The sequence below is a fragment of the Streptomyces sp. NPDC055140 genome (assembly GCF_053607285.1).
This window is the reverse complement of the sequence record NZ_JBSGTG010000037.1, coordinates 1-22281: the sequence shown is the minus strand read 5'-3', so window position 1 is coordinate 22281 and position 22281 is coordinate 1. Positions and strand designations below refer to the sequence as shown.

15 protein-coding genes and 3 pseudogenes are annotated in these 22281 nt (G+C 70.0%); 15 read left to right on the top strand and 3 right to left on the bottom strand.

All coding sequences use genetic code 11. The annotated features are described in order from the left end of the window. Positions 1-1002 precede the first annotated feature (1002 nt). Entirely contained in the window at positions 1003-3093 is a 2091-nt protein-coding gene (locus ACWFR4_RS41295) for a SpoIIE family protein phosphatase (protein WP_453656715.1), read from the bottom strand. Between the two features lie 555 nt (positions 3094-3648). On the opposite strand from ACWFR4_RS41295, the gene ACWFR4_RS41290 reads away from it, so the two are divergent. The 6 genes and pseudogenes from ACWFR4_RS41290 to ACWFR4_RS41265 form a co-directional block, all read left to right on the top strand. Further along, complete coding sequence (locus ACWFR4_RS41290) at positions 3649-3942, top strand: hypothetical protein (protein WP_453656714.1); 294 nt, start codon at positions 3649-3651, stop codon at positions 3940-3942. Between the two features lie 140 nt (positions 3943-4082). Beyond that, positions 4083-4533, top strand: a pseudogene (locus ACWFR4_RS41285) (WYL domain-containing protein); the annotation flags it as partial. Between the two features lie 126 nt (positions 4534-4659). Continuing rightward, entirely contained in the window at positions 4660-7398 is a 2739-nt protein-coding gene (locus tag ACWFR4_RS41280; RefSeq protein WP_453656713.1) for a SpoIIE family protein phosphatase, read from the top strand. A gap of 312 nt (positions 7399-7710) precedes the next feature. After that, a complete protein-coding gene (locus ACWFR4_RS41275) occupies positions 7711-9279 on the top strand; it encodes an alpha/beta fold hydrolase (RefSeq protein ID WP_453656712.1) in 1569 nt (522 codons plus the stop codon). A gap of 12 nt (positions 9280-9291) precedes the next feature. After that, the gene (locus ACWFR4_RS41270) at positions 9292-10902 is read left to right on the top strand and encodes an alpha/beta fold hydrolase (protein ID WP_453656711.1); all 1611 of its coding nucleotides are present in this window, start codon (positions 9292-9294) and stop codon (positions 10900-10902) included. A gap of 232 nt (positions 10903-11134) precedes the next feature. Continuing rightward, positions 11135-11251: pseudogene (locus ACWFR4_RS41265) on the top strand (IS5 family transposase); the annotation flags it as partial. A 328-nt stretch (positions 11252-11579) separates the two neighbouring features. On the opposite strand, the gene gap reads toward ACWFR4_RS41265, so the two are convergent. Together gap and ACWFR4_RS41255 are read right to left on the bottom strand one after the other, a co-directional pair. Then, entirely contained in the window at positions 11580-12578 is a 999-nt protein-coding gene (gene gap, locus ACWFR4_RS41260) for a type I glyceraldehyde-3-phosphate dehydrogenase (protein ID WP_453656710.1), read from the bottom strand. A gap of 115 nt (positions 12579-12693) precedes the next feature. Beyond that, positions 12694-13650: a GlxA family transcriptional regulator gene (locus ACWFR4_RS41255; RefSeq protein ID WP_453656709.1), complete on the bottom strand. Its 957-nt coding sequence runs from the start codon at positions 13648-13650 to the stop codon at positions 12694-12696. Positions 13651-14694: 1044 nt separating this feature from the next. Here ACWFR4_RS41255 and ACWFR4_RS41250 point away from each other — a divergent pair. The 9 genes and pseudogenes from ACWFR4_RS41250 to ACWFR4_RS41210 all read left to right on the top strand — a co-directional run. Beyond that, positions 14695-15786 (top strand): PP2C family protein-serine/threonine phosphatase, encoded by a 1092-nt coding sequence (locus tag ACWFR4_RS41250; protein ID WP_453469686.1) that lies wholly within the window; start codon positions 14695-14697, stop codon positions 15784-15786. 167 nt (positions 15787-15953) lie between these two features. Continuing rightward, on the top strand, positions 15954-16151 hold the full coding sequence (locus tag ACWFR4_RS41245; RefSeq protein ID WP_266569773.1) for a YlcI/YnfO family protein: 198 nt from the start codon (positions 15954-15956) through the stop codon (positions 16149-16151). After that, positions 16148-16456 carry a type II toxin-antitoxin system PemK/MazF family toxin gene (locus tag ACWFR4_RS41240; RefSeq protein WP_453656708.1) on the top strand — a complete coding sequence of 103 codons (309 nt, stop codon included), beginning with the start codon at positions 16148-16150 and terminating at the stop codon, positions 16454-16456. Before ACWFR4_RS41245 ends, ACWFR4_RS41240 begins: the two co-directional genes overlap by 4 nt. Positions 16457-16907: 451 nt before the next feature. Beyond that, positions 16908-17096, top strand: coding sequence for a DUF6381 family protein (locus ACWFR4_RS41235; RefSeq protein WP_453656707.1), 189 nt, complete (start codon positions 16908-16910; stop codon positions 17094-17096). A 246-nt stretch (positions 17097-17342) separates the two neighbouring features. Continuing rightward, positions 17343-17501, top strand: a pseudogene (locus tag ACWFR4_RS41230) (SDR family oxidoreductase); the annotation flags it as partial. A gap of 291 nt (positions 17502-17792) precedes the next feature. Then, positions 17793-18554, top strand: a complete 762-nt coding sequence (locus ACWFR4_RS41225; RefSeq protein WP_453656706.1) for a DeoR/GlpR family DNA-binding transcription regulator — start codon at positions 17793-17795, stop codon at positions 18552-18554. 115 nt (positions 18555-18669) lie between these two features. Continuing rightward, a complete protein-coding gene (gene pfkB, locus ACWFR4_RS41220) occupies positions 18670-19617 on the top strand; it encodes a 1-phosphofructokinase (protein ID WP_453656705.1) in 948 nt (315 codons plus the stop codon). Positions 19618-19765: 148 nt separating this feature from the next. Continuing rightward, positions 19766-21823, top strand: coding sequence for a PTS fructose transporter subunit IIABC (locus ACWFR4_RS41215; RefSeq protein ID WP_453656704.1), 2058 nt, complete (start codon positions 19766-19768; stop codon positions 21821-21823). A gap of 126 nt (positions 21824-21949) precedes the next feature. After that, positions 21950-22281: hypothetical protein (locus ACWFR4_RS41210; RefSeq protein ID WP_453656703.1), on the top strand; the 332-nt coding region annotated here is incomplete at its 3' end.

Genomic DNA, 22281 nt, shown 5'->3' with positions numbered 1-22281 from the left:
CAGCGCTGGGCCGGCCGCACTCGGCCAGGCCCGACACCGGATGAGTCCCAGAACTGGCAGGCCCCAGAAGGGCGTCAGTCGCGCGAGCCGGCGTCGAAAGACCTCCCCCTCGCGCAGCTTGCGGAAGCGCAGCGCGGACCAGGTTTCGTCCACCGCGATCTGGGCGATCGGACGCATCCCGTACTCGGCCAGGATCCGCCAGAGCGAGTCCCGGTTGATGTCCGCCTTGTTTCCCTTCGGGTGGACGACCCAGAAGTTGACCGGGCCCGTCAGCCCGTCTCGGTGCTCGTCGAGCAGCCTGCTTAGCGCGCTCTCGTCCGCTGCGAACATCAGCCCGGTCGTCGCCGTGCTCAAGATGTCCGCCACATCGACATCTACCGGCAGCTCCCCGATCAGGCACCTGCGTCGGCGATGCTCTGAAACGGAAGGGCGTGCTGGGTACCGGCGTGACCAGATATCAGAGCACCAGCGAGGAGGGCGACATCGTGCCGCCTGCCCGTTCGAAGTCGTAATACGCGGGCAAGCCGTGCCGGCGACGTCCGGCACCAGGTTCAGGTTCAGGTTCAGGTTCAGGTCGAGGTCGAGGTTGAGGTCGACGGTGAGGCGGCGCTCTGAAGTGGGCAGCGGGCGCTGCAGTGGACTGGGACAGCCCCCTCCTGTGCACGTCACCCAGACGTCACCAGCAGCGCGGCCAACACGCAAACAGCCGCCACAGCCACTATTGCCATCCGTGACTGTTCCATTCGGGCCAATAGATCCCTGGCTCGCCCCAGGTGATCAGCTCGGTCTCTGTGGCCGGTCTTCGTGACGTCGCAGCCACCACCGAGAAGCTCACCGTCGACATCGTCGCCGGCCAGCCAGTAGGCGCCGTTCAGTCGGGCGAAGGCCACGGCGTCCGTGCTTTCATCCCACGTCTCCATGCCGGGCTCAACGATCCACGCCGCCGTGGGCAACGCGCCGCTCCAGCATCGTGAACGGTCCTGTCGGCCCGAGGTCGTTGGGTCACGTGGAGCGAGGGTGCCGTTGGGGGACATCCGATGTGGCTTGTGCGATGAGGAGGGCGACGTCGTCGTGGTCGTCCGTGTCCCGCAGGGCGTCAACGAGCCACCGGCAGGTTTCGTCGAGCGGTCTGCGCGGTTCTTCCAGGGTGCGCAGGAGGGCATTGAGGCGCTCGTCGATGGGTTGGTGGCGGGTTTCGACGAGGCCGTCGGTGTAGAGGACGAGCCGGTCGCCGGGATTCAGGTCGAACGCGGTGGTGTGGAAGGGGACGCCGCCGACGCCGAGGGGTGCGCCAGGGGCCAGCTCGAGGAGTTGAGGGAGCCGACCGGATGATGCGAGGACGGGCGGGAGGTGTCCGGCGTTCGCGATGTGACACCGGTGGGTGTGAGGGTCGTAGGTGGCGTAGATGCAGGTGGCGATGTAGTGCTCGAGCCCGCACGTGATCTTGTCGAGGTGGCGAAGGACCTCGGCGGGAGCCAGGTCGAGGTCGGCGAAGGCAGACGTTGCGGTGCGTAGGCGGCCCATGGTGGCGGCGGCGTCAATGCCGTTGCCCATGACGTCACCGATCACCAGCGCGGTCTTGTCGCGGGCAAGGGGGATGACGTCGTACCAGTCGCCTCCGACCTCGATGGACGCTTGGGCGGGCTGGTAGAAGGAGGTGACGTTCAGGCCGGTGGGCTGTGGGAGCTCGCCGGGCAGGAGGCTTCGCTGGAGGGTTTCGGCGGTGCTGCGGACGCTCTGGTACAAGCGGGCGTTGTCGATGGAGACGCCCGCGCGGGCAGCCAGCTCTACGGCGAGCAGCACATCGTCCTCATCGAACGGGAGCTGGTTGCGCGCCCGCAGCAGACCAAAAGCGCCGAGGACCTCGTTGCGGGCGATCAGTGGGACCGCGAGGTAGGAGTGCACGCCTGCCTGGGCGAAGACTGCCGCGCTGTCAGCGCTGAGGGCGATGCGTTCCAGATCCTCCGGTCCGACATGGGTGACGACGACGGGCCGACCGGTGTGAACGCATTGGGTGATCAGTCGGTCCGCTCCGTACGGGGCGCGGTCGACGGCCTGCAGGGCAGCTGCGGCTGGAGTGGGATAGGCGGCGGCCACGGCGAGCGGGCGAAACAGCTCCGGTTCTTCGGAGGGAGAGGAGCGGCGCAGGGCCGGCGCGGCGTCAAGGACATCGACCGACGCAATGTCGGCCAGATCCGGCACCGCTACCTTCACCAGTTCCTGGGCGGTGTGCTCAACCTCCAGGGTCGTGCCGACACGGGCGGATGCGTCGGCGATCAGGGTCAGGCGGCGCCGGGCCCGGTCCGCCTCGGTAGCGGCCCGGTGGCGTTCGCTGACGTCGATGACCGAGTACGCCACACCGATCACCCGCCCGCCGGAGCCTTCGAGCCGGTAGTGCGACACCGACCAAGCGTGATCGTGGTCCGGATCGGCACGGGTGCGGCCGACGGTGTGCTGGTCGATCAGGGGGGTGCCGGCAAGCAGCACCCGGCGCATCGCGGACTCGATCGAGCCGACGTCGAGGGACGTGAGGATGTCGTGCGGGTACCGGCCGAGGTGATCGGCCGCCGGGATGCCGTCGATGCGCTCCAGCTCCGGGTTGACCAGCACATAGCGCAGGTCCGTGTCCAGCAGAGCGATGCCGATGGGAGCCTGCGCGACCAGTCGCTGCGACAGGGCCAGGTCGGTCTCCACCCGCTGCAGTGTGCTCTGGTCGGCAGCGATGCCCAGGGCGTAGATGTCGCCGAGGTCGTCCACCAGGCGCATGTTGCGGAACTCGACCAGGCGCGTGCTGCCGTCCTTGTGCCGGATCGGGAACGCGCCCGCCCAGCTCTCACCGGTCCCCATCACCTCGGCGAACAGTCTGACCACCAGGTCCCGCTGCTCCTCGTGGACCAGCAGACGTGCCGCGTACCGGCCCAGAGCCTCTTCGGCCGCGTAGCCGAACACCTCATCGGCCTGCGGGCTCCAGAACACGATCCGCCCAGCGGCGTCCAGCACGACCGCAGCCACGCTGAGCAGATCGAGCAACCCTCCCGGCGGCGCCGGCCCCGCCCCGCCGTCCCCCTCCGGGCGTGGCTCGTGTACATCCATCCTGGAGAGCTCCCTCCTCAGCGCAAGCCCGCTCAGGACGCGTGCCGGTCGAGGCTTTCTCTTCCATGCTGCTCCCGGAACCCTGTGTGTGCACGATCCGGCAGCACCCCGACGCTCGTGCGCACCGCCTGCGCCAGCTGGGCCGCCTCGACCACAATGGCTGACAAAATGCCGCTCAGCGTCCGCACGTGGACGTGTGACTGCGGCGCGACCCCTGCTTCTTCTTGTTCTCTGTTCTGTTTCTGCGGTTGTGGGATCAATGGCGTGCGGCGACTGCAGCGCTCCGAGCGCGTGCATCCGTGAGGCATCGTCTGCGCCGCTGCCTGGACTGCTCACGAGGGCGAACCCGTAATCAGGACGAATACCCCTATCCATACGCAACAGGGGCGGAGCACAATGAACGACGAGCACACCAGGAGGTGGGCCGGATCGCGAGTCCCGTAATCGCGATCTTCTTCGTGGCCCACTCCGAGGGCGCGGACTCCGGGAGTCCGCAGCACAGCGGAGTGCGGCCGAATTGTGAGCCGCGCACGGCACTCAGTCGAGGAGGCTGTCATGGCGTGGGCATCATGGACCACCCCCGGGATTTTCACCGGCCGGGGTGGCGTCCCTACAGACGAGGCGGGCGTTGTCACGGGCAACGTGACCGTCCACACCACCTGGGACGGCCAAGAGGCTGATGTGTCGGTCCAGTACACCGGCACCTTGGAATGGTTCACCGTCACCGGCAGTCCGGTGCCCTGCCGGACCGAGCGGCACAGCCGGGATCTGCACCAAGCGGTGATCGAACAAATCAAGGCAGGCAGCGGCGCCACGATTCCCCAGCTCCACCACGCCGCCGTGCCGTAGTCGGCCGGTGCGGCGCCGTTCGACCAGGATCCGCCTGCTGCACGGTGAGGTCGATGCGGGCGCACGCTCCCAGCCACAGCAATTGCTCCCGCTGAGGCTCCGACGGACCCGGGGCGCTGTGCGAGCCGGCCGCTGTGCGAGCCGCGCGGCGCCACGTTCGTGGGCGCTTTCCCGCGATCGGCGAGGACCGGACGTTCCGGCTGGACCGCATCGCCGACGCGTGGACCCTGCCCCGCTCGTTCGAACCGCCCGCCGACCTCGCCCCGGCGCGTCCTGTCGGGGCTCGCGACGGCTCCGTACCGCCATGAGGTGGCCGTGCGCGTCCAGGGGATGGCCGAGCGTATCCGCTCGCGACTCCCCGCCGGCGTCGCGAGCGTGGCGCAGCTGCCCTCCTCGCACGGCATGGAGGAGGACCCCGAGCCCTGGTTGCGCGTTTCGCTGCGGGGGGAGCGGCTCGACTGGCTGCCCGCCGTGCTCGCGTCGCCCGAACGGCCGCTCGTCATCGAAGGGCCGGACGAACTGCGGGGCCTCGTCGAGGCGCTCGCCGCCCGGCTGGCCGCTTCGGCCCCGCGGAGACCGCCTCGCGTGTGATCGGCCCCCGCGCCCGAGGCAGGCTGTCAGAGGCCGGGTCCGTCCCCGCCGCGCGCGTTCTGCGATGCGGCGCCCTGGGGGGTGCGGCCTGTGGCCGCTCGGGATCGCCAGTGCTAGAAAGGTCACATGGCGAATCGTTTCGCCGACTTGAGAAGCCTGTTCAGGTCCCTGGTCAGCAGAAGCCCGCGAAGCGTAGCCGGGCAGGTGTTCGTCCTCCAGGTGGCGCTGGTTGTGCTGCTCGTGGCCGGGGGCGTCTTCGCCCTGGTCCTCCAGTCGGACCGGGACAGCTTCGCCGAGGCCAAGCGCCGTTCCGTCGCCGTGGCACAGACGTTCGCGCACTCTCCCGGCGTGGTGGCGGCACTGGAGAGCCCCGACCCGAGCAAGATCCTCCAGCCGCTGACGGAGGCGGCGCGCAAGGCCGCGGGCGTCGACTTCATCGTGGTCCTGGACACCAAGGGCATCCGTTACACCCACCCCCGGCCGAACTTGATCGGAAAACAGTTCGTGGGCACCATCGGGCCGTCGCTCGCGGGGAAGGTGTACACGGAGAGCGTGAATGGCCCACTCGGCCGGGAGGTCCAGTCCACCGTCCCCATCAACAACGCCGACGGCAAGGTCGTGGGGCTCGTTTCCGCGGGGCTGAAGGTCAAGAACGTGGCCAGTCAGGTGGACCGGCAACTGCCGATCATCCTGGGCGCCGGTGCCGGGGCGCTCGTGGTGGCCACCGCGGGCACGGCACTGGTGGGCCGACGGCTGCGCCGGCAGACCCACAGCCTGGCCCCGGACGAGATGACCCGCATGTACGACCACCACGACACGGTGCTGCACTCCGTGCGCGAAGGGGTGCTGATAGTCGGCGCCGACGGGCGGCTGCTGCTGGCGAACGACGAGGCCAGACGGCTGCTGGAGCTGCCCCCTGATGTCGAGGGGCAGTTCGTGTCGGAACTGTCGAGCCTCGACCCCGAGACGGCGGCGCTGCTCGTCTCCGGGCGCGAGGTCACCGACGAGGTGCACTTCGCCGGAGAGCGGCTGCTGGCGGTCAACCAGCGGCACACGGACAGCGGCAGCGGCCCCATGGGGACGGTGGTGACGCTGCGCGACTCCACCGAGCTGCGGGCGGTGACCGGCAGGGCGGAGATCGCGCGGGAGCGGCTCAAGCTGCTGTACGACGCCGGACTGGGCATCGGCACCACCCTGGACGTCCTGAGCACCGCCGACGAGCTGGCGCAGGTCGCCGTCCCCCGTTTCGCCGACTTCGTCACCGTGGACCTGGCCGACGCCGTACTGCGCGGTGAGGAGCCGGCCCCCACCGCGACGGACATGCGGCGTACGGCCGTGTACGGCATCCGGGACGACCACCCGCTCTACGAGGCGGGCATGCTGATCGACTTCCTGCCGTCCACCCCCCAGGCCCGCGGCTACGGGAGCGGCCACGCCGAGCTGGTGGCCGAGTTGTCGACTGCCACGGGCTGGCACGCGCAGGACCCGGAGCGCACCAAGAGGATCATGGACTACGGTATTCACACGCTCATCGCCGCCCCGATCAAGGCCCGTGGCGTCGTGCTGGGCATGGCCAACTTCTGGCGCTCCCAGCAGCACGGGCCCTTCGACGAGGAGGATTTGTCGCTCGCCGAGGAGCTGGTGGCCCGAGCAGCGGTCAGCATCGACAACGCCCGCCGCTACACCCGCGAGCACGCCCTCGCGGTGACCCTCCAGCGCAGCCTGCTGCCGCGAGCCCTGCCCGAACAGAGCGCCCTCGACGTCGGCTTCCGCTACCTCCCCGCCCAGTCGGGCGTGAGCGGCGACTGGTTCGACGTGATTCCGCTGTCGGGCAGCCGGGTCGCGCTGACCGTCGGCGACGTGGTCGGCCACGGCCTGCACGCCGCCGCCACCATGGGCCGGCTGCGGACCGCGGTGCACAACTTCTCCTCGCTCGATCTGCCGCCCGACGAGCTGCTGAGCCACGTGGACGACCTCGTCGGCCGTATCGACCAGGACGAGCCGGATGCGGAGAGCGCCACGGGCATTGTGGGTGCCACCTGTCTGTACGCGATCTACGATCCGGTGACGCGCCGCTGTGTCGTGGCGCGTGCCGGGCACCTGGCGCCGGCGCTGGTTCTCCCCGACGGCACCGTCACCTTCCTGGAGTTGCCGACCGGGCCGCCCCTCGGTCTGGGCGGGCTGCCGTTCCAGACCGCCGAGCTGGACCTTCCGGACGGCGCCCAGCTCGTCCTGTACACCGATGGCCTCATCGAGGACCGCAGGCGCGATCTGGACGTGGGCATGGAGCTGCTGCGCCAAGCGCTGTCGGGCCACCCCGACAGGTCGCCCGAGGAGAGCTGCCAGGCAGTGCTCGACGAGCTGCTGCCCGAGCGTCCCAAGGACGACGTCGCCCTGCTGATCGCCCGCACGCGGGGGCTGCCGCGCGACCGGATTGCCGACTGGGACGTGCCGCTCGACCCGGCAGCCGTCGCGGGGATGCGCGACGAGGTGGCCCGCAAGCTCGACGAGTGGGGCCTGTCCGAGCTGGCCTTCAGTGTGGAACTGGTGCTGAGCGAGCTGATCACCAACGCCATCCGTTACGGCTCCGAGCCGATCCACGTACGGCTGATCCGCGACCGTACGCTGATCTGCGAGGTCGCCGACGGCAGCAACACCTCCCCGCACCTGCGGTATGCCGCGACGATGGACGAGGGCGGCCGCGGCCTGTTCCTGGTGTCGCAGATCGCCGAGCGCTGGGGTACCCGGTACACGCCCCAGGGCAAGGTGATCTGGGCCGAACAGGCTCTTCCCGAGGTCTCTGAGGAGTCCGGCCCGGCGGCGGCTCCGACGGGGGAAGAGGCGCCCGACCGGGACGGCGTTTAGGGCGAGGGCGCTCAGGGCGGCGGGGTGGACTGGGTGCCGTCCGGGCGGGAAGGGGCACGGACTCGGTCGACCCGACACCGGGAGCGGACCTCGCGCCGACGCGGGCGGGCCGGCGATTCGTGCGGGTCGGGCCGTGTGATGCGGCGCGCGTCCCATCGTGTCGGACAGGCCGGGGGGTTACGGTTCGTGACCGCTCCGCGTGCACCCGAATGCGCCACCCGGTAACGTCGAAACGCGCGTTCCGCCCAAACCGTTGCGGCCTGGTCCCGTCAGTGGCCACCGCCGATGTTGTCGGCAGAGGAACGAGATCACATGCCAAAGCGCAGCATCCACGCGGTGTGCATCCACGCGGTGACTGCCGCGGCCGCTCTGGCCTGCCTGGCAGCATTCGGCACCACACCGATCAGTGCCCCATCGGCAGCTGCCCAGGCCGCCGGGCCCAGCCCGACAGCCCCCCGGTTCGTGCCCGGCGCCTGTCCGAAGCCGCCCGAGCCCATCGAAGCGCTGAGCAAGGCACGGTGCGGTTTCCTGGAGGTCCCCGAGAACCGCTCCCGCCCCGGCGGCCGGACCGTCAAGCTGGCCGTGGCGGTCATTCCGGCCGCTGCGAAGAAGCCCTCCGAGGACCCGGTGGTGTTCATGGCGGGCGGCCCCGGTGCCGACACGTTCGACGACATTCCCTTCCTCATGGACTCCGGCCTGAACAAGGACCGCGAGCTGATCATCATGGCCCAGCGCGGCAACCTCTACGACCAGCCGAACCTCGCCTGCCCTGAGGTCGACCGATTCAACGAGAGGGCCGTGGGCCTGGGCTATGACTCACACCAGGCGGAACAACTCATGCTGAAGGCGGTGAAGGACTGCCGGGGCCGCCTGACGGCCGCCGGCGTCGACCTGAGCGCCTACAACACCACCGAGAACGCCGCGGACTTCGCCGACCTGCGCAAGGCGCTGGACATCCCCAAGTGGAACGTCTACGGGTACTCCTACGGCAGCAACCTGGCCCTCACCTACCTGCGCCTGCACCCCGAGGGAATCCGGGCGGTGGCGATCGACTCGATCACACCTCCCCAAGCCGTGACCCTGCCGTGGGGATGGGGCAGCGCCGCCGAGGGGATCCACAACATCTTCAAGGCGTGCGCGGCGCAGCCCGCCTGCAAGGACCGGTACCCGGACCTCCCCCGCATGCTGACGGAGCAGGTGCGCAAGCTGGAGGCTCACCCCCTGACTCTGAACGTCACGCCGCCGAGCGGAGGAAAGCCGGTCAAGGTCGTCCTCGACGGAGGCGCGCTGCTGAACCTGATCGTCGCCTTCACCCCCCGGCCCAAGGACATCCCGGCGGCGCTCGACGAGCTCAGCCGCGGAAATCCGAGGCGCTTCGCGCAGGCCCGCGCGGCCGGCTCGGTCCAGAACGTCGGTGCCTTCGCGCACGGACTGACGAACTCGATAGCGTGCAGCGAGTGGGCTCCGGGCTACTCGGAATCCGACGTGCTGAAAGCGGGGCGCAAGGCATTCCCCGGGTGGCCGGACACGGTCCTGGCCCAGGTGCCGCAGCTGCCCTTCCAGTACCCGGTGTGCGGGATCTGGAAGGTTCCGGACCGCGCGAAGGTACAGCGAGTGGCCACGGTCAGCTCGGTGTCGGCGCTCGTCGTCTCCGGCACGTTCGACGTGAAGACCGGGGCAAGTTGGGCGAAGGGCGTGGCCCGCAACCTGTCCCGCTCGACCGCCATACAGGTCCCCGGAATCGGCCACTGGGTGGTCCCTCAGTCGCCTTGCGCGCAGCGCGTGCTGGCGTCGTTCTTCGCTCGCCCGACCGCCCCCGACACCTCGTGCGTGGACGATCTCGAACCCGAACCGTTCACGAGCACCCCGAAACCGAAATGACTGGGAGGGCGGATGACTCTCCACCACGCGCCCCGTCGTCGACGCACCGTACGACGACTTCAGGCCACATCGGTCGGCACAGCAACCGGTCTCCTCGTCACCGGCCTGCTCGCAGCGCCTGCTCAGGCACAGTCCCGCACCGACACCAGCGCCAGCCCCGAGGCGCCGATCGGCACGGCCGCCCGCACGGTGGGCGACGCCGGATACGAACCGGGCCCCTGCCCCAGGACGCCGGAACCGATCGAGGCGCTCAAGGGGGCCCGCTGTGGATCCCTCACCGTGCCTGAGAACCGCGCCAAATCGACCGGTAAAACGATCAAACTCGGTGTCGCGATCGTGCCGGCCGCGTCCGCCACACCGAAACCCGACCCCATCGTGTGGCTCGCGGGCGGACCCGGGGACGACGCGGTCGGGGAGGCGCAGATGGCGATCGACGGCGGCCTGAACCGCGACCGTGACGTGATCCTCATGTCCCAGCGCGGTACGTACTCGGCCCAGCCAAACCTCCTGTGCCCCAACATCGACAGGTTCAACGCGCAAGCGGTCGGTCTCGTCTACGACGCGCCGTCAACCGAGCGCCTGCACGTCGAGGCCACGAAGGCCTGCCACGACCAACTGGCGGCCCGCGGCATCGACCTCAGTGCCTACAACGACACCGAGAGCGCCGCCGACTACGACGACCTGCGCACCGCGCTCGGCATCAAGCAGTGGAACCTGTACGCCATCTCGTACGGCACCCACCTGGCACTGGTCTACATGCGCCTGCACCCCGACGGGCTCCGCTCGGTGGGCCTCGACGGCATACTGCCGCCGTCCAAGGGCGGGTCGGCCCTGACCTGGAGCAGCGCCCGGCAGGGCTTCGACGGTCTGTTCAAGGCCTGCGCGGACCAGCCCGCGTGCAACAAGCGCTACCCGAACCTGTCGGCCACCTTCGACAAGCTCGTCCGCGACCTCGAAGCCAAGCCGGTCACCACCACGGTCAAGCTCCCAGGGAGCGACAAGCCGGTAAAGGTCGTACTGGACGGCGGGGCCCTGGTGAACTGGATGACCTCCGCCACCCACGTGGCGCCCCAAGTACCCATCGCCCTCGACGAGCTGGCGCACGGCAAGCCCCAGCGGATCGCCCAGCAGTGGGCCGGCGGCAAGCTCAGCCCCCAGGCCCTGGGCAGGGTTGCACACGGTCTCGTCTACGGCGTCTTCTGCAGCGCGTGGACGCCGTACGAGAGCGAGGAAGAGGCGCTGCGAGCCGGACAGGAGGCGTTTCCGTCCTTCCCCCGCTCGGTCCAGGCCCAAGCCCCTCAGCTCACGTTCCTCCGCCCGGACTGCGACGTATGGAACGTTCCCGCGGCACCTCGCTCGATCCGGGACGTGACCCGCGGCGACATCCCCACTCTCGCCCTGTCGGGCAGCTTCGACTCCCAGACCGGGGCGGACAACGGGCCGTACGTCGCCAGTACGTTGAGCAAGGCCAAGGTCGTCACGGTCCCGTACGAGCCGCACGTGGTGTTCGCCACCTCGAAGTGCGCCCAGGAGATCACCGTCTCCTTCTTCGACACCCCGGCCGCACCGAAGACCGCATGCCTGAAGAGCCTCGAACCGCCCAAGTTCGAGATCGGTCGCTGAGTCCCTGGCTACTCCACCGAACACCCACCCCGACCAGCCCTACGAGCCGGGCGCGGAGACCTGGCCGGTCCTCACCTCCGTCAACGACACCGCACGCCTCGACCCACGCGCCGCTCTGGGCGGCACGACCAAGCCACCGGCGCGCGACCGGAGAAGGCGGCCAAGGTCGCCCTGATCGGCGGCTTCTCGGGAGACCAGTGTGTTCCAGCACGGTGCCGGCCTGGGCATCGACATCGAGGTCGTCAAACGGCCGACAGTGAAAGGCTTTCAGCCGCTGCCGAAAAGGTGGGTGATCGAGCGCACCTTCGGCCGGCTGATGCAGCGCCGGCGGCTGGCACGAGACTACGAACCCTGCCTCAAAGGTTCCGGGCAATGATCCACTGGGCAATGGCCAACAAAATGAGCCGCGAACTCACGGGAGAATCCGCACCACCCTGGCGAATCGAATCCGGTGAGTCGGTCAACACGCCCTGAACGTTGGTCAGATGCCCTCCTAGGCTCTCGCGGGGTGACGCTCGAAGAACCTTTGACCCGTGGCGCTCGCGCACCCTCCGGAGGCCGGGCGGACCCGCTTCTGTGACTGAGCGCTCCGGTTGGCCCGACTGGTCAACCAGAGCGCCCGAAGGAAGTGCTGGCCGGCGCGGTCGCCGGAGGCGAGGCACCGCCCCGGTGTCCGGTCAGCGGGTGGCGAGGAACTCGAGCGTGTCGATCACGCGGTTCGAGAAGCCCCACTCGTTGTCGTACCACGCTGCCACCTTGACGTGGCGGCCGTCGACGCGGGTGAGGGCCGAGTCAAAGATCGACGAGGCGGGATTGCCCGTGATGTCGGACGACACGAGCGGGTCCTCCGAGTACTCGAGGATGCCGGCCAGCGGCCCCTCCGCTGCGGCGCGGTAGGCCGCCAACACGTCGTCACGCGTCACGTCGCGGGCGACGGTCGTGTTGAGTTCGACGATCGAGCCCACCGGCACCGGTACGCGGATCGAGTCACCCGACAACTTGCCGTCGAGGTTCGGCAGCACCAGGCCGATCGCCTTGGCGGCGCCGGTCGTGGTCGGCACGATGTTGACGCCGGCGGCCCGGGCACGACGAGCGTCGCGGTGCGGACCGTCCTGCAGGTTCTGCTCCTGCGTGTAGGCGTGCACGGTCGTCATGAACCCGTGCTCGATGCCGGCGAGTTCGTCGAGGACCGCGGCCAGCGGCGCGAGCGCGTTGGTGGTGCATGAGGCGTTCGAGACGATCGTGTGCACGGCCGGGTCGTAGGCGTCGGTGTTGACCCCGAACGCGAGCGTGACGTCGGCGCCGTCCGACGGCGCGCTGACGAGTACCTTCTTCGTGCCCGCGTCGAGGTGGGCGCGGGCAGCCTTGGCCGAGGTGAAGCGGCCGGTGGCTTCCAGGACGATGTCGACGCCGAGTTCGGCCCACGGCAGCTGCGCCGGTTCGCGCTCGGCCAGCACCGTGATCCGACGGCCGTCGACGACGAGGACGTCCCCGTCGACGGTCACCGGGCGGCCGAGCCGGCCGGCCGTGCTGTCGTAGGCGAGCAGCCGGGCGAGAGTGGCGGGCTCCGTCAGGTCGTTGACGGCGACGATCTCGAGGGCGCTGTCGCGCTCCAGCAGTGCGCGCAGCACATTGCGTCCGATGCGGCCGAATCCGTTGATGGCGATGCGAGTCATGAGTGATGTCCCTTCCTTTCGCCACCAGGCTCGCCCGCGGCCAGGGCCGCTGACAGTGGCGGGATCGCCACGGTTCGAAAGGATCCCGCCATTCCGTCACGCGGTGCCGGGCTGCCTACTCGCCCCGGGTGAAGGTGCGCCGGTACTCGCTCGGTGTGGTGCCGAGGATGCGCTGGAAGTGCAGGCGCAGGTTCGCGCCGGTGCCGAGCCCGACGTCGGCGGCGATCTGTTCGACGCTGCGCTGCGAGCGCTCGAGCAGTTCGCGGGCCAGGTCGATGCGGGCGCGCATCACCCACTGCATCGGCGTGTAGCCGGTCTCCTCGACGAAGCGCCGGGAGAACGTGCGCGGCGAGACCCCCGCCTGCCGCGCCAGTGTGTCGAGGGTGAGGGGCTCGCCGAGTCGGTGCAGCGCCCACTCGCGGGTGGCGGCGAACCGCTCGCCGAGCGGCTCGGGGACGCTGCGCGGCACGTACTGGGCCTGGCCGCCGCTGCGGTAGGGGGCCGCAACCAGACGCCGGGCCGCGTGGTTGGACGCGGCCACTCCGAGGTCGCCGCGCAGGATGTGCAGGCACAGGTCGATGCCGGAGGCGGCGCCGGCCGAGGTGAGCACGCTGCCCTCGTCGACGAACAGCACGTTCTCGTCGACCTGGACGAGCGGATGCCTGGCCACGAGTGCCCGTGTGTAGTGCCAGTGCGTCGTGGCGCGTTTGCCGTCGAGCAGGCCCGTGGCGGCGAGCGCGAAGGCGCCCGTCGAGATGGCGGCGAGCCGCGCGCCCCGGTCGTGGGCGGCGATCAGTGCGTCGACGACGGCCTGCGGCGGGTCGTCGCGGTCCGGGAACCGGTAGCCGGGGACGAAGACGATGTCGGCCCACGCAAGCGCGTCGAGGCCGTGGGCGACGCAGTACGCGAGGCCATCGCCGCCGGCCACGAGACCGGGTGCCGCCCCGCACACCCGCACCTCGTACGGCATGCTCGCGCGGGTCGTGAAAACCTGCGCGGGAATTCCGACGTCGAGCGGCTTCGCACCCTCGAGCACAAGGACGGCGACGCGATGCAGGCGGGAGGCTGACACAGTGAGAGGTTACGTGGGGAGTGACTTCGATACGTCCACCGCGCGGACCGGGCAGACGACACACCGGCCGGGCTGTCTTCCACGTTGCAGTCCACCGCCCGTCCCACCGTCCGCCCGCCTCCGGCCGACCTGACACCAAACCCGCGCTCAAGAGGAACCTCTACCCTCCACGCTCTCCAGGACCCCATCAGCCCTGTCGGCCCAAGTCGGCTGCGCACGGCCGACTGAAGCGCTCAGTTACAGCTTCACAACCATCGGCCACCTCGCTGGGCGGGGCACAAGAGCAGGTCGGGGGAACGAGAGGACGAACGGCACGGCGCGCAGCGCAGTGGCGCTGTTAGGGGCGTGGGCATCCGAGCGCAGCCAGGCGTCGGCGAACTCGGCGACATAGCCGGATGGATCGGCCGACTATGTCGCGGCAGAGCTGGTGCGGGCTGGTGCGGGGGCGCCTCGGGCGACCACGGTGGTGGGCGGCTGGGCGAGAGCCAGGGCGAAGGCGGCCGGGCCGGCGATAAGGCGTCCAACTCCGGGGTTGCACAGAGTCCGACGGCCGACTGCGCACCCTCGTTCTCAGAGGCTGCGCAGTGTGGTGCGCAGCCTCCTCACGACCCGATGCGCAGTGACCGGTGCCGGTGCCGGAGACGTGTCATTCATGCCGTGCGCGAGCACCGCCGCTCGATCGGCCTGGTCTGTTACCGGCTCTTCGCCGACGAGCACATCGGGCTTGAGGCGGTCGCCTCCGTCACAGGCCAGGCCCCGGCTTCCAGGGCAGTCCGCCGTCGCCACAGGGTGGAGGTGCCGCGCGGTCGTCGGGTGGGCGCGTCGATGGTGGAGCTGGCTGCCGCGGTTGAGGAGGTGCTGCTAGGACTCGGTGACGGCATCGCCAAGGTCGAGAACACTCCTGTGCCAGCAAAGGTTGATCAGCGACAGCAAGGGTTGAGTGGCGCGGGCCATAGCGCTCATCGGCTGTGGAGGGGGAGGGGCAGGCAGCCGACTCTATTCGTCAGAGCGCTATGCCCTTATTGTGCAGATATTCTGGGAAGTGTGATCGAGTCTGGGCAGCCGCGGCTCCGTCGGCGCTACGGCCGGGGGAGGCTCGTGCGGCTGTCGCCGGTCATTCTGACCGTCGTGATCGCCAGCCTGGCTTACACCACTCCGCCGGAAATGGCCTTCAGCCGCCTCCTGCCCGCGGCGCCAGCCCTGGCCGCCGCTATGTGGCCGGTCCTTCCCACCGTCCTGCTCGGGACGGTCTGCCTCTTTCTGATGATCGGCCTCAGCCTTGTCTTCCCTGATCTGGGAACGTGGTGGACGGCCGCAGGGATCATCGCGGTCACCGTGGCCGCCGCGTACGGAAGCCATGTCCGGCTCCAGCGGGAGCGCACCCTCTTCCAGGTCCGGCTCGTCGCCGACGTGGCGCAACAGGTGGTGCTGAGCCCTATGCCACGCCGCTTCGGGAACGTCGAGATTGAGTCGCTGTACCTCGCGGCCGCGGCGGAGGCCCGCATCGGCGGGGACTTCTACGAGGTGGTCGACACGCCATACGGGGTCAGGCTGCTCATCGGAGACGTGCGGGGCAAGGGCCTGCCGGCAGTGGGAGCGGCCGCGGCGATCGTCAACGCTTTCCGGGAGGCGGCCTACGCAGAGACCGACATGGTCAACGTCGCACGCAGGCTGGACGCCAGCAGTACCCGTCACAACGCCGCCTTTCCCCCCGACGGGCCGATGGAGCGCTTCGCCACCGCCCTTCTCGCCGAGATCCCGCACGAGGGCAGACGTATCGACATCCTCAACTGCGGGCACCCTCCGCCGCTGCTCCTGAACCGCAGGAATCTCCGTGTCCTCGAATCTGCCATCCCCTCGCCACTGCTCAGCCTCGCGGAGCTGATCGGCGATCACTACACCATCGACACCTTCGACTTCGACCCCGGCGACCTGCTGCTCCTCTATACGGACGGGATTGCCGAGGCCCGCGCCCGCGACGGCGAGTTCTTCCCGCTGGCAGCTTGGATGCGTCGACAGCCCCCGACACCGCCACGCGAACTGCTCACGGCGCTTCACCACGACCTCCTCCGCCACAGCAGAGGGCGCCTTGACGACGACATCGCCGCCCTCGCCGTACGCCTGGGTAAGCCCTGAGGCACGGATTCCCAGCCAGCGGCCCGCACCACTCAACCTCGATGGGATGCACTCAAGGTGAGTGGCACAGGACATTTTCCGCGGAAAATCCGAGCAGCTCGAACCTGCCCGACCACAGTTACTGACATCACCTCGCGCCACCGCTTTGTGGTGTCTAGTCTGGTGTCATGTCGATTACCCCGATGACGCTGCGCGTCCCCGATGAACTGGCTCCCGCGATCAGGCAGGCGGCGAAGGCGGCCGGGCTGAGCACCAACGCCTACATCGTCCGTGCCGCCCGCCGCGCCGCGACCCTGGACGCCGGTCACCAGCTCGCTGCGCTCGGTCTCGGCCAGGATCTGGCGGGCGAGGGTGACAGTCTGTGACCCGAGAGATCAAGCGCGGGGACGTCTGGTCCCTGCCCGACGACCGACACGTCCTGGTGGTCTCCCTGACCGGCCTCGATGAGGCGTACGGGGCCGTCCTCGCGATCGTGCTGCACTCCGCCGGTCGCTACCCCGACACCGCGATGTCCGTCGGTATCACCGACCCGATCTCCTGCACGGCAGTCGCCGTGAATCTCCAGCAACTGCGCGCCGTCCGTTTCGCCGAGGCGACCCACCGCGGCACCGTCGACCCCGCCACCATGGCCCGCGTCGACCAGGCCCTATGCGCCGTCCTCGACCTCTGACCGCCAGTCATGCTTCTGCACGCCCTGGAAGACGGCGTAGTTCGAGTCGCAGGAGAGGACGTGCGAGCAGGGGCCGGATTCGTCCGGGCGTTGCCCCACCGGTAACGGCGTCCGCGGTGGAGGGCACGACCGGCTGAACGGAAATCAAAAGGGTCCGGCACGCAATCCGCGTGCTGGACCCTTTTTCTGTTTCTGTATGCGGGGGTTTTGAGGGTTTGGTATCGGCTCCACTCGGCCCCACCATTCACAGCATCTGGATGTGTCGATGGCCCACTACCGCCGCGTCCACCCCCCATCGGGTGGTTGGTCGGCACTCCTCGGGCTGTGCCGTCGTTCCGCGAGGGCGTCTCCAGCTGCGTAGATAGCAGTGGGTGACCGCTCGAGATGCACGGGGTGACGGGGCCTGTTTCTCTGGTGTGGCCCGCTCTTCCTCATCACCCAAGGAGTGATCATGAGCGCTGCAGGCGAGTCCGGTCGTATCCAGCAGATGCGTGCTAAGGCTCAGGACCTCGAACAGGCCGCGGAACGCGCCACTGACCCGCAGGAGCGTCAGCGTCTGAAGGACAAGGCCCGCCAGCTCAAGGAGCAGAGCGAGCATGCAGGCGGTACGGGCAAGCCGGGCATCGACCCGAAGCTGTAGGCCCGGCAGTTCCGAGCACAGACGCCGGCCGGTGGCCAGCCTCCGTGGCCTTTTTGGCACGCGAGAGGCCCCCGGCCGGTCACTGCTGTCTCCGCTCAACCGCCCGCAGCCCCGGCAGGCACGTCGGCACTACTGCCCAGGCGCAGCAGCAGGTGAGCCGCGAGTTCGATGACGGGCGGCTCAAGCTCGGCGTTCTCCACGCGGAGCGCCCCCAGGAACCGCAACCTGTGTGCCGTGTCGTCAGGCCCGGCTTCGCTGATGGGCCGCGTCGGCGAGGCGGGCGAGATCGCCAAGGCGGCCGTGTTCCTGCTCTCGGACGACTCCTCGTACATCACCTGCGCCGAGCTCGCCGTGGACGGCGGCTGGACCACGGGCCCGACGGTCAAGTACGTCATGGGCCAGTAAGGGCCGCAGGTGCCGAAGGCGCCCCGGGTGCGGTAGGCGCGGTAGGTGCCATACGCACGGCAGGTACCCCGAAGGGCCCGGTTCTCCGTGAGGAGGCCGGGCCCTTCGCCGTACCTCCTCGCGGAGAACCGCCTGTCGGGCCGCGGAGAACTGCCTGTCGCACCCCTGATCAAAGTCCGATTGCGTCTGCGGCATGCCCGAACCTGTTTACTTTCTGGAAATCCAGTCGTAGTCTCAGATCGAAACCACAGACTCGGGCACATCCGGGCGAGACGTCGGAGGCAGACGGACATGTACGCACCGGAGCGGCAGCAGGAAATCCTCCGCCTCGCGCGTGACGGCGGACGCGTGGACGTGCTGTCACTCGCCGAGGAGTTCCAGGTCACCGCGGAGACCATCCGCCGTGACCTGAAGACCCTGGACAGGGCCGGTCTCGTACGGCGTGTGCACGGCGGTGCCATACCGGCCGGGCGGCTCGACTTCGAGCCCGACGTCGCCGAGCGCGAGGGCACCGCGGCCGACGAGAAGGACCGCATCGCCCGGCTCGCGCTCGCCGAACTCCCCGAGGACGGCACCGTGATCCTCGACGCGGGCACCACCGTCGCCCGCCTTGCCGCGGCCCTGCCCCTGGAGTCGACGCTCACCGTCGTCACCCACGGCCTGCCCGTGGCGGCCCGCCTCGCCGACCACCCCGGCATCCAGCTGCACCTCGTCGGAGGCCGCGTCCGCCACCGCACCCGCGCCGCCGTCGACGCCTGGGCCCTGCGGGCATACGGGGAGATCCGCGCCGACGTCCTCTTCCTCGCGGCCAACGGGTTCTCCACCGAACACGGCCTGACCACCCCCGACCTCGCCGAGGCCGCCGTGAAGCGCGCGGCCGTCTCCGCCGCCCGCCGGGTCGTGCTGCTCGCCGACTCCGCCAAGTACGGGCAGGAGCACTTCGCCCGCTTCGGCGGCCTGGGCGACGTGGACGTGCTGATCACCGACAGCGGCCTCAGTGACGCGGACGCGGCCGCCATCGAGAAGGGCGGCACGGAGGTGGTCCGCGCATGAGCCCTCCGACTCCGGAACCGGCTCCAGACACCGGGGCATCGGCCCCGACACCGGCATCGGCTCCGGCACCCCCACGCAAGCCACCACGCAAGCCACCACGGAAGACACACGCGGCATGATCCTCACCGTCACCCCCAACCCGTCCCTGGACCGCACCTACGAAGTCCCCGCACTCGACCGGGGCGAGGTCCTGCGCGCCACCGGCGAGCGCATGGACCCGGGCGGCAAAGGCGTCAACGTCTCGCGGGCCGTTGCCGCCGCCGGCGCCCCCACACTCGCCGTGCTCCCGCTGGGCGGCGCGCCCGGCGCCCTGGTCGCCGAACTCCTCGACGCCCAGGGGATCAGCGTCGACCCCGTACCCGTAGCCGGACAGACCCGGTCCAACATCGCGCTCGCCGAGCCGGACGGAACCCTGACGAAGATCAACGCGCCGGGTCCCGAACTCACCCCGGAAGAAGCCGAATCACTGCTCACCGTCGTCGGCGAGCGCTCCGCGGGCGCCGACTGGATCGCCTGCTGCGGCAGCCTCCCGCGCGGCCTCACCCCGCCCTGGTACGCCGAGCTGGTCGCCCGCGCCCACGCGGCCGGCGCCCGTATCGCCCTCGACACCTCGGGCCCGGCCCTCCTCGCGGCCCTGCGCGAACGGCCCGACGTCGTCAAGCCGAACGCGGAGGAGCTCGCCGAGGCGGTCGGCCGTCCGCTCGCCACCGTCGGCGACGCCCTCAAGGCGGCCGAGGAGCTGCGGGACCTCGGAGCGCGCGCCGTACTCGCCTCCCTCGGCTCGGACGGGCAGCTGCTCGTGGACGGCTCGGGCGCCTGGTTCGCCACCGCCCCGGTCGACACCGTCCGCAGCAACGTCGGCGCGGGCGACTCCTCCCTGGCCGGCTTCCTCATCGCGGGCGGCACCGGCCCGCGGGCGCTGGCCTCGGCCGTTGCCCACGGCGCCGCGGCGGTCCAGCTCCCGGGCAGCGCGATGCCGACCCCGGCCGACCTGGACCCGGACGCGGTGACCCTCACGTCGGACGTCCCGCTGGACCGCGCACTGAAGGAGCCCGCGCCATGACGGCCTGCGCCCCGTCCCTGAATACGCCCCACCCGGTCGCCTCCGGCCTGATCACTCCCCACGCTCCCTTCTGGAGCCGCCGTTCCCGCGGCGAAACCCCCGTCCCCACCCCCGCCGTCAAGGCGATACGCGTGCGAAGGAGCCCGCGATGAGCGAGATGATCACCGCGGACCTGGTCGATCTCGACCTGTCCGCCACCACCAAAGAGGCGGCGGCCCGCGCCCTCGCCGAACGGATGGTCGCCCGGGGCCGGGTGACCGATCTGGACGGTTTTCTGGCCGACGTCGCGGCACGCGAGGCGCAGATGCCGACCGGCCTCGACGGCGGCATCGGCATCCCGCACTGCCGTAGCGAGCACGTGAGCGAGCCGACCCTCGCCTTCGGCCGCAGCGCCGACGGGATCGACTTCGGGGCGCCGGACGGCCCGGCCGACCTGATCTTCCTCATCGCCGCGCCCGCCGGAGCGGACGACGCTCACCTCACCATCCTGTCGTCGCTGGCACGGCAGTTGATGGACGAGGACTTCAAGGCGGCGCTGCGCACGGCGACCGACGCGGGGGCCACGGCGGCGCTGATCCGCGGAGACGAACCCGAGCCCACTACAGAGCCGGAGCAGACTACAGAGCCGGAGTCCGCTACAGAGCCGGAGTCCGCTACAGGGCCGGAGCCCACGCCCGAGCCCGAGACCGCTCCCGCGGCCCCCGCCGCGAAGTTCAAGATCGTGGCAGTCACCTCCTGCCCCACCGGCATCGCCCACACCTACATGGCGGCCGAGTCCCTGGAGAAGGCAGGCCGGGACGCGGGGGACGTGGAGGTGGTGGTCGAGACGCAGGGCTCGGCCGGGTTCACCCGTCTCGCCCCCGGCGTGATCGCCGCCGCGGATGGCGTGATCTTCGCGCACGACGTGCCCGTACGGGAGAAGGACCGCTTCGCCGGGAAGCCCACCGTCGACGTCGGCGTGAAGGCCGGCATCAACCGGCCCGCCGCACTCATCGGCGAGGTGCGCGAGAAGGCCGCGCGCGGCGAGACGACCTCGGGCGCCGCGTCCGCGAGCCCCGTGGACCGGGCCGGTGAGGCCGGCGACGGCTACGGCACCAAGCTGCGCAAGTGGCTGATGAGCGGCGTCAGTTACATGGTCCCCTTCGTCGCGGCCGGCGGTCTCCTCATCGCCCTCGGCTTCGCGATCGGCGGCTACACCATCAACAAGGCGCCGTCCGTCGCCGAGCACTTCGTGTGGACCCAGACCGACAGCTGGGCCGCGCTGCTCTTCCAGGTCGGCTCCGTCGCCTTCGCGTTCCTCGTCCCGGTCCTCGCGGGCTTCATCGCGTACGGGATGGCCGACCGGCCGGGGCTCGTGCCCGGGTTCGTCGGCGGTTCGATCGCGCTCACCATCAACGCCGGCTTCCTCGGCGGCCTCGCCGCCGGTCTCATCGCGGGCGGCGTCGTGATGGCGATCCAGAAGGTGAACGTGCCTCCCGTGCTGCGGGGGATCATGCCGGTGGTCGTCATCCCGCTGATCTCCTCCGCGGTGGTCGGCTTCCTGATGTTCCTCGTCATCGGTAAGCCCATCGCCTCCCTCCAGCGCGCCCTGACGGACTGGCTGAACTCCCTGTCCGGCGCCAACGCGATCATCCTCGGTGTCATTCTCGGCCTGATGATGTGCTTCGACCTGGGCGGCCCGCTGAACAAGGTCGCGTACGCCTTCGCGGTCGGCGGCCTCGCGAACCCCACCGAGGGCTCGCTCAAGGTCATGGCCGCGGTGATGGCCGCCGGCATGGTCCCGCCGCTGGCCATGGCCCTCGCGACGACCGTGCGCGGCCGGCTCTTCACCAAGACCGAGCGCGAGAACGGCAAGGCGGCCTGGGTGCTCGGCGCCTCGTTCATCACGGAGGGCGCGATCCCGTTCGCGGCGGCGGACCCGCTGCGCGTCATCCCCGCCTCGATGGCGGGTGGCGCGGTCACCGGCGCCCTGTCGATGGCCTTCAGCTGCACCCTGCGCGCCCCGCACGGCGGCATCTTCGTGGTCCCGCTGATCGGCAACCCGTTCCTCTACCTCATCGCGATCGCCGCCGGAGTCTGTGTGTCGACGGCCTTGGTCGTGATCCTGAAGGGCATGCGGAAGTCCGCGCCCGAGGGCGGGGCGGACGGGGCGGGCGACGCGACGGCGCAGAAGGGGGAGGAGCCGAAGATACCGGTGGCCGCCTGACAGGAGATTCAGGTGGCCACCTGACAGCAGATACCGGTAGACACCTGACAGTTCGGAACTGTCCACTCATGCGAGATACACCACGGTCCGGGACCAAAGTCCCGGACCGTGGTGTTGGCTGGGGCCATGCCTGAGCACGTGTCGATCTTTCTGCAGATGGGCGTGGCGTTCCTCGCGGTCGCCACCGTGGTGTGGGTGGTCGGTCTCGTCCGGCTGGTCCGCCATGTGGGCTGGGGCACCGAGCGGCCCCTCGCCTCGCTGCCGGGTCAGGGCGGGCCCGCCCTGGAGTCCGTGCCCCTGACACCGGACGAGCGGGACGCGTTCGCCGGCCTGGTAAGGCAGTTCAGCGTGCTCTTGCGAGGAACCCCGGGGGTTCACCCCCGGGAGGAATCGCATCCTGTGGTGGCGATGCGCAGCATCGCCGCGGCAACGGGCGCGGAGCGCACGCAAGAAACCGG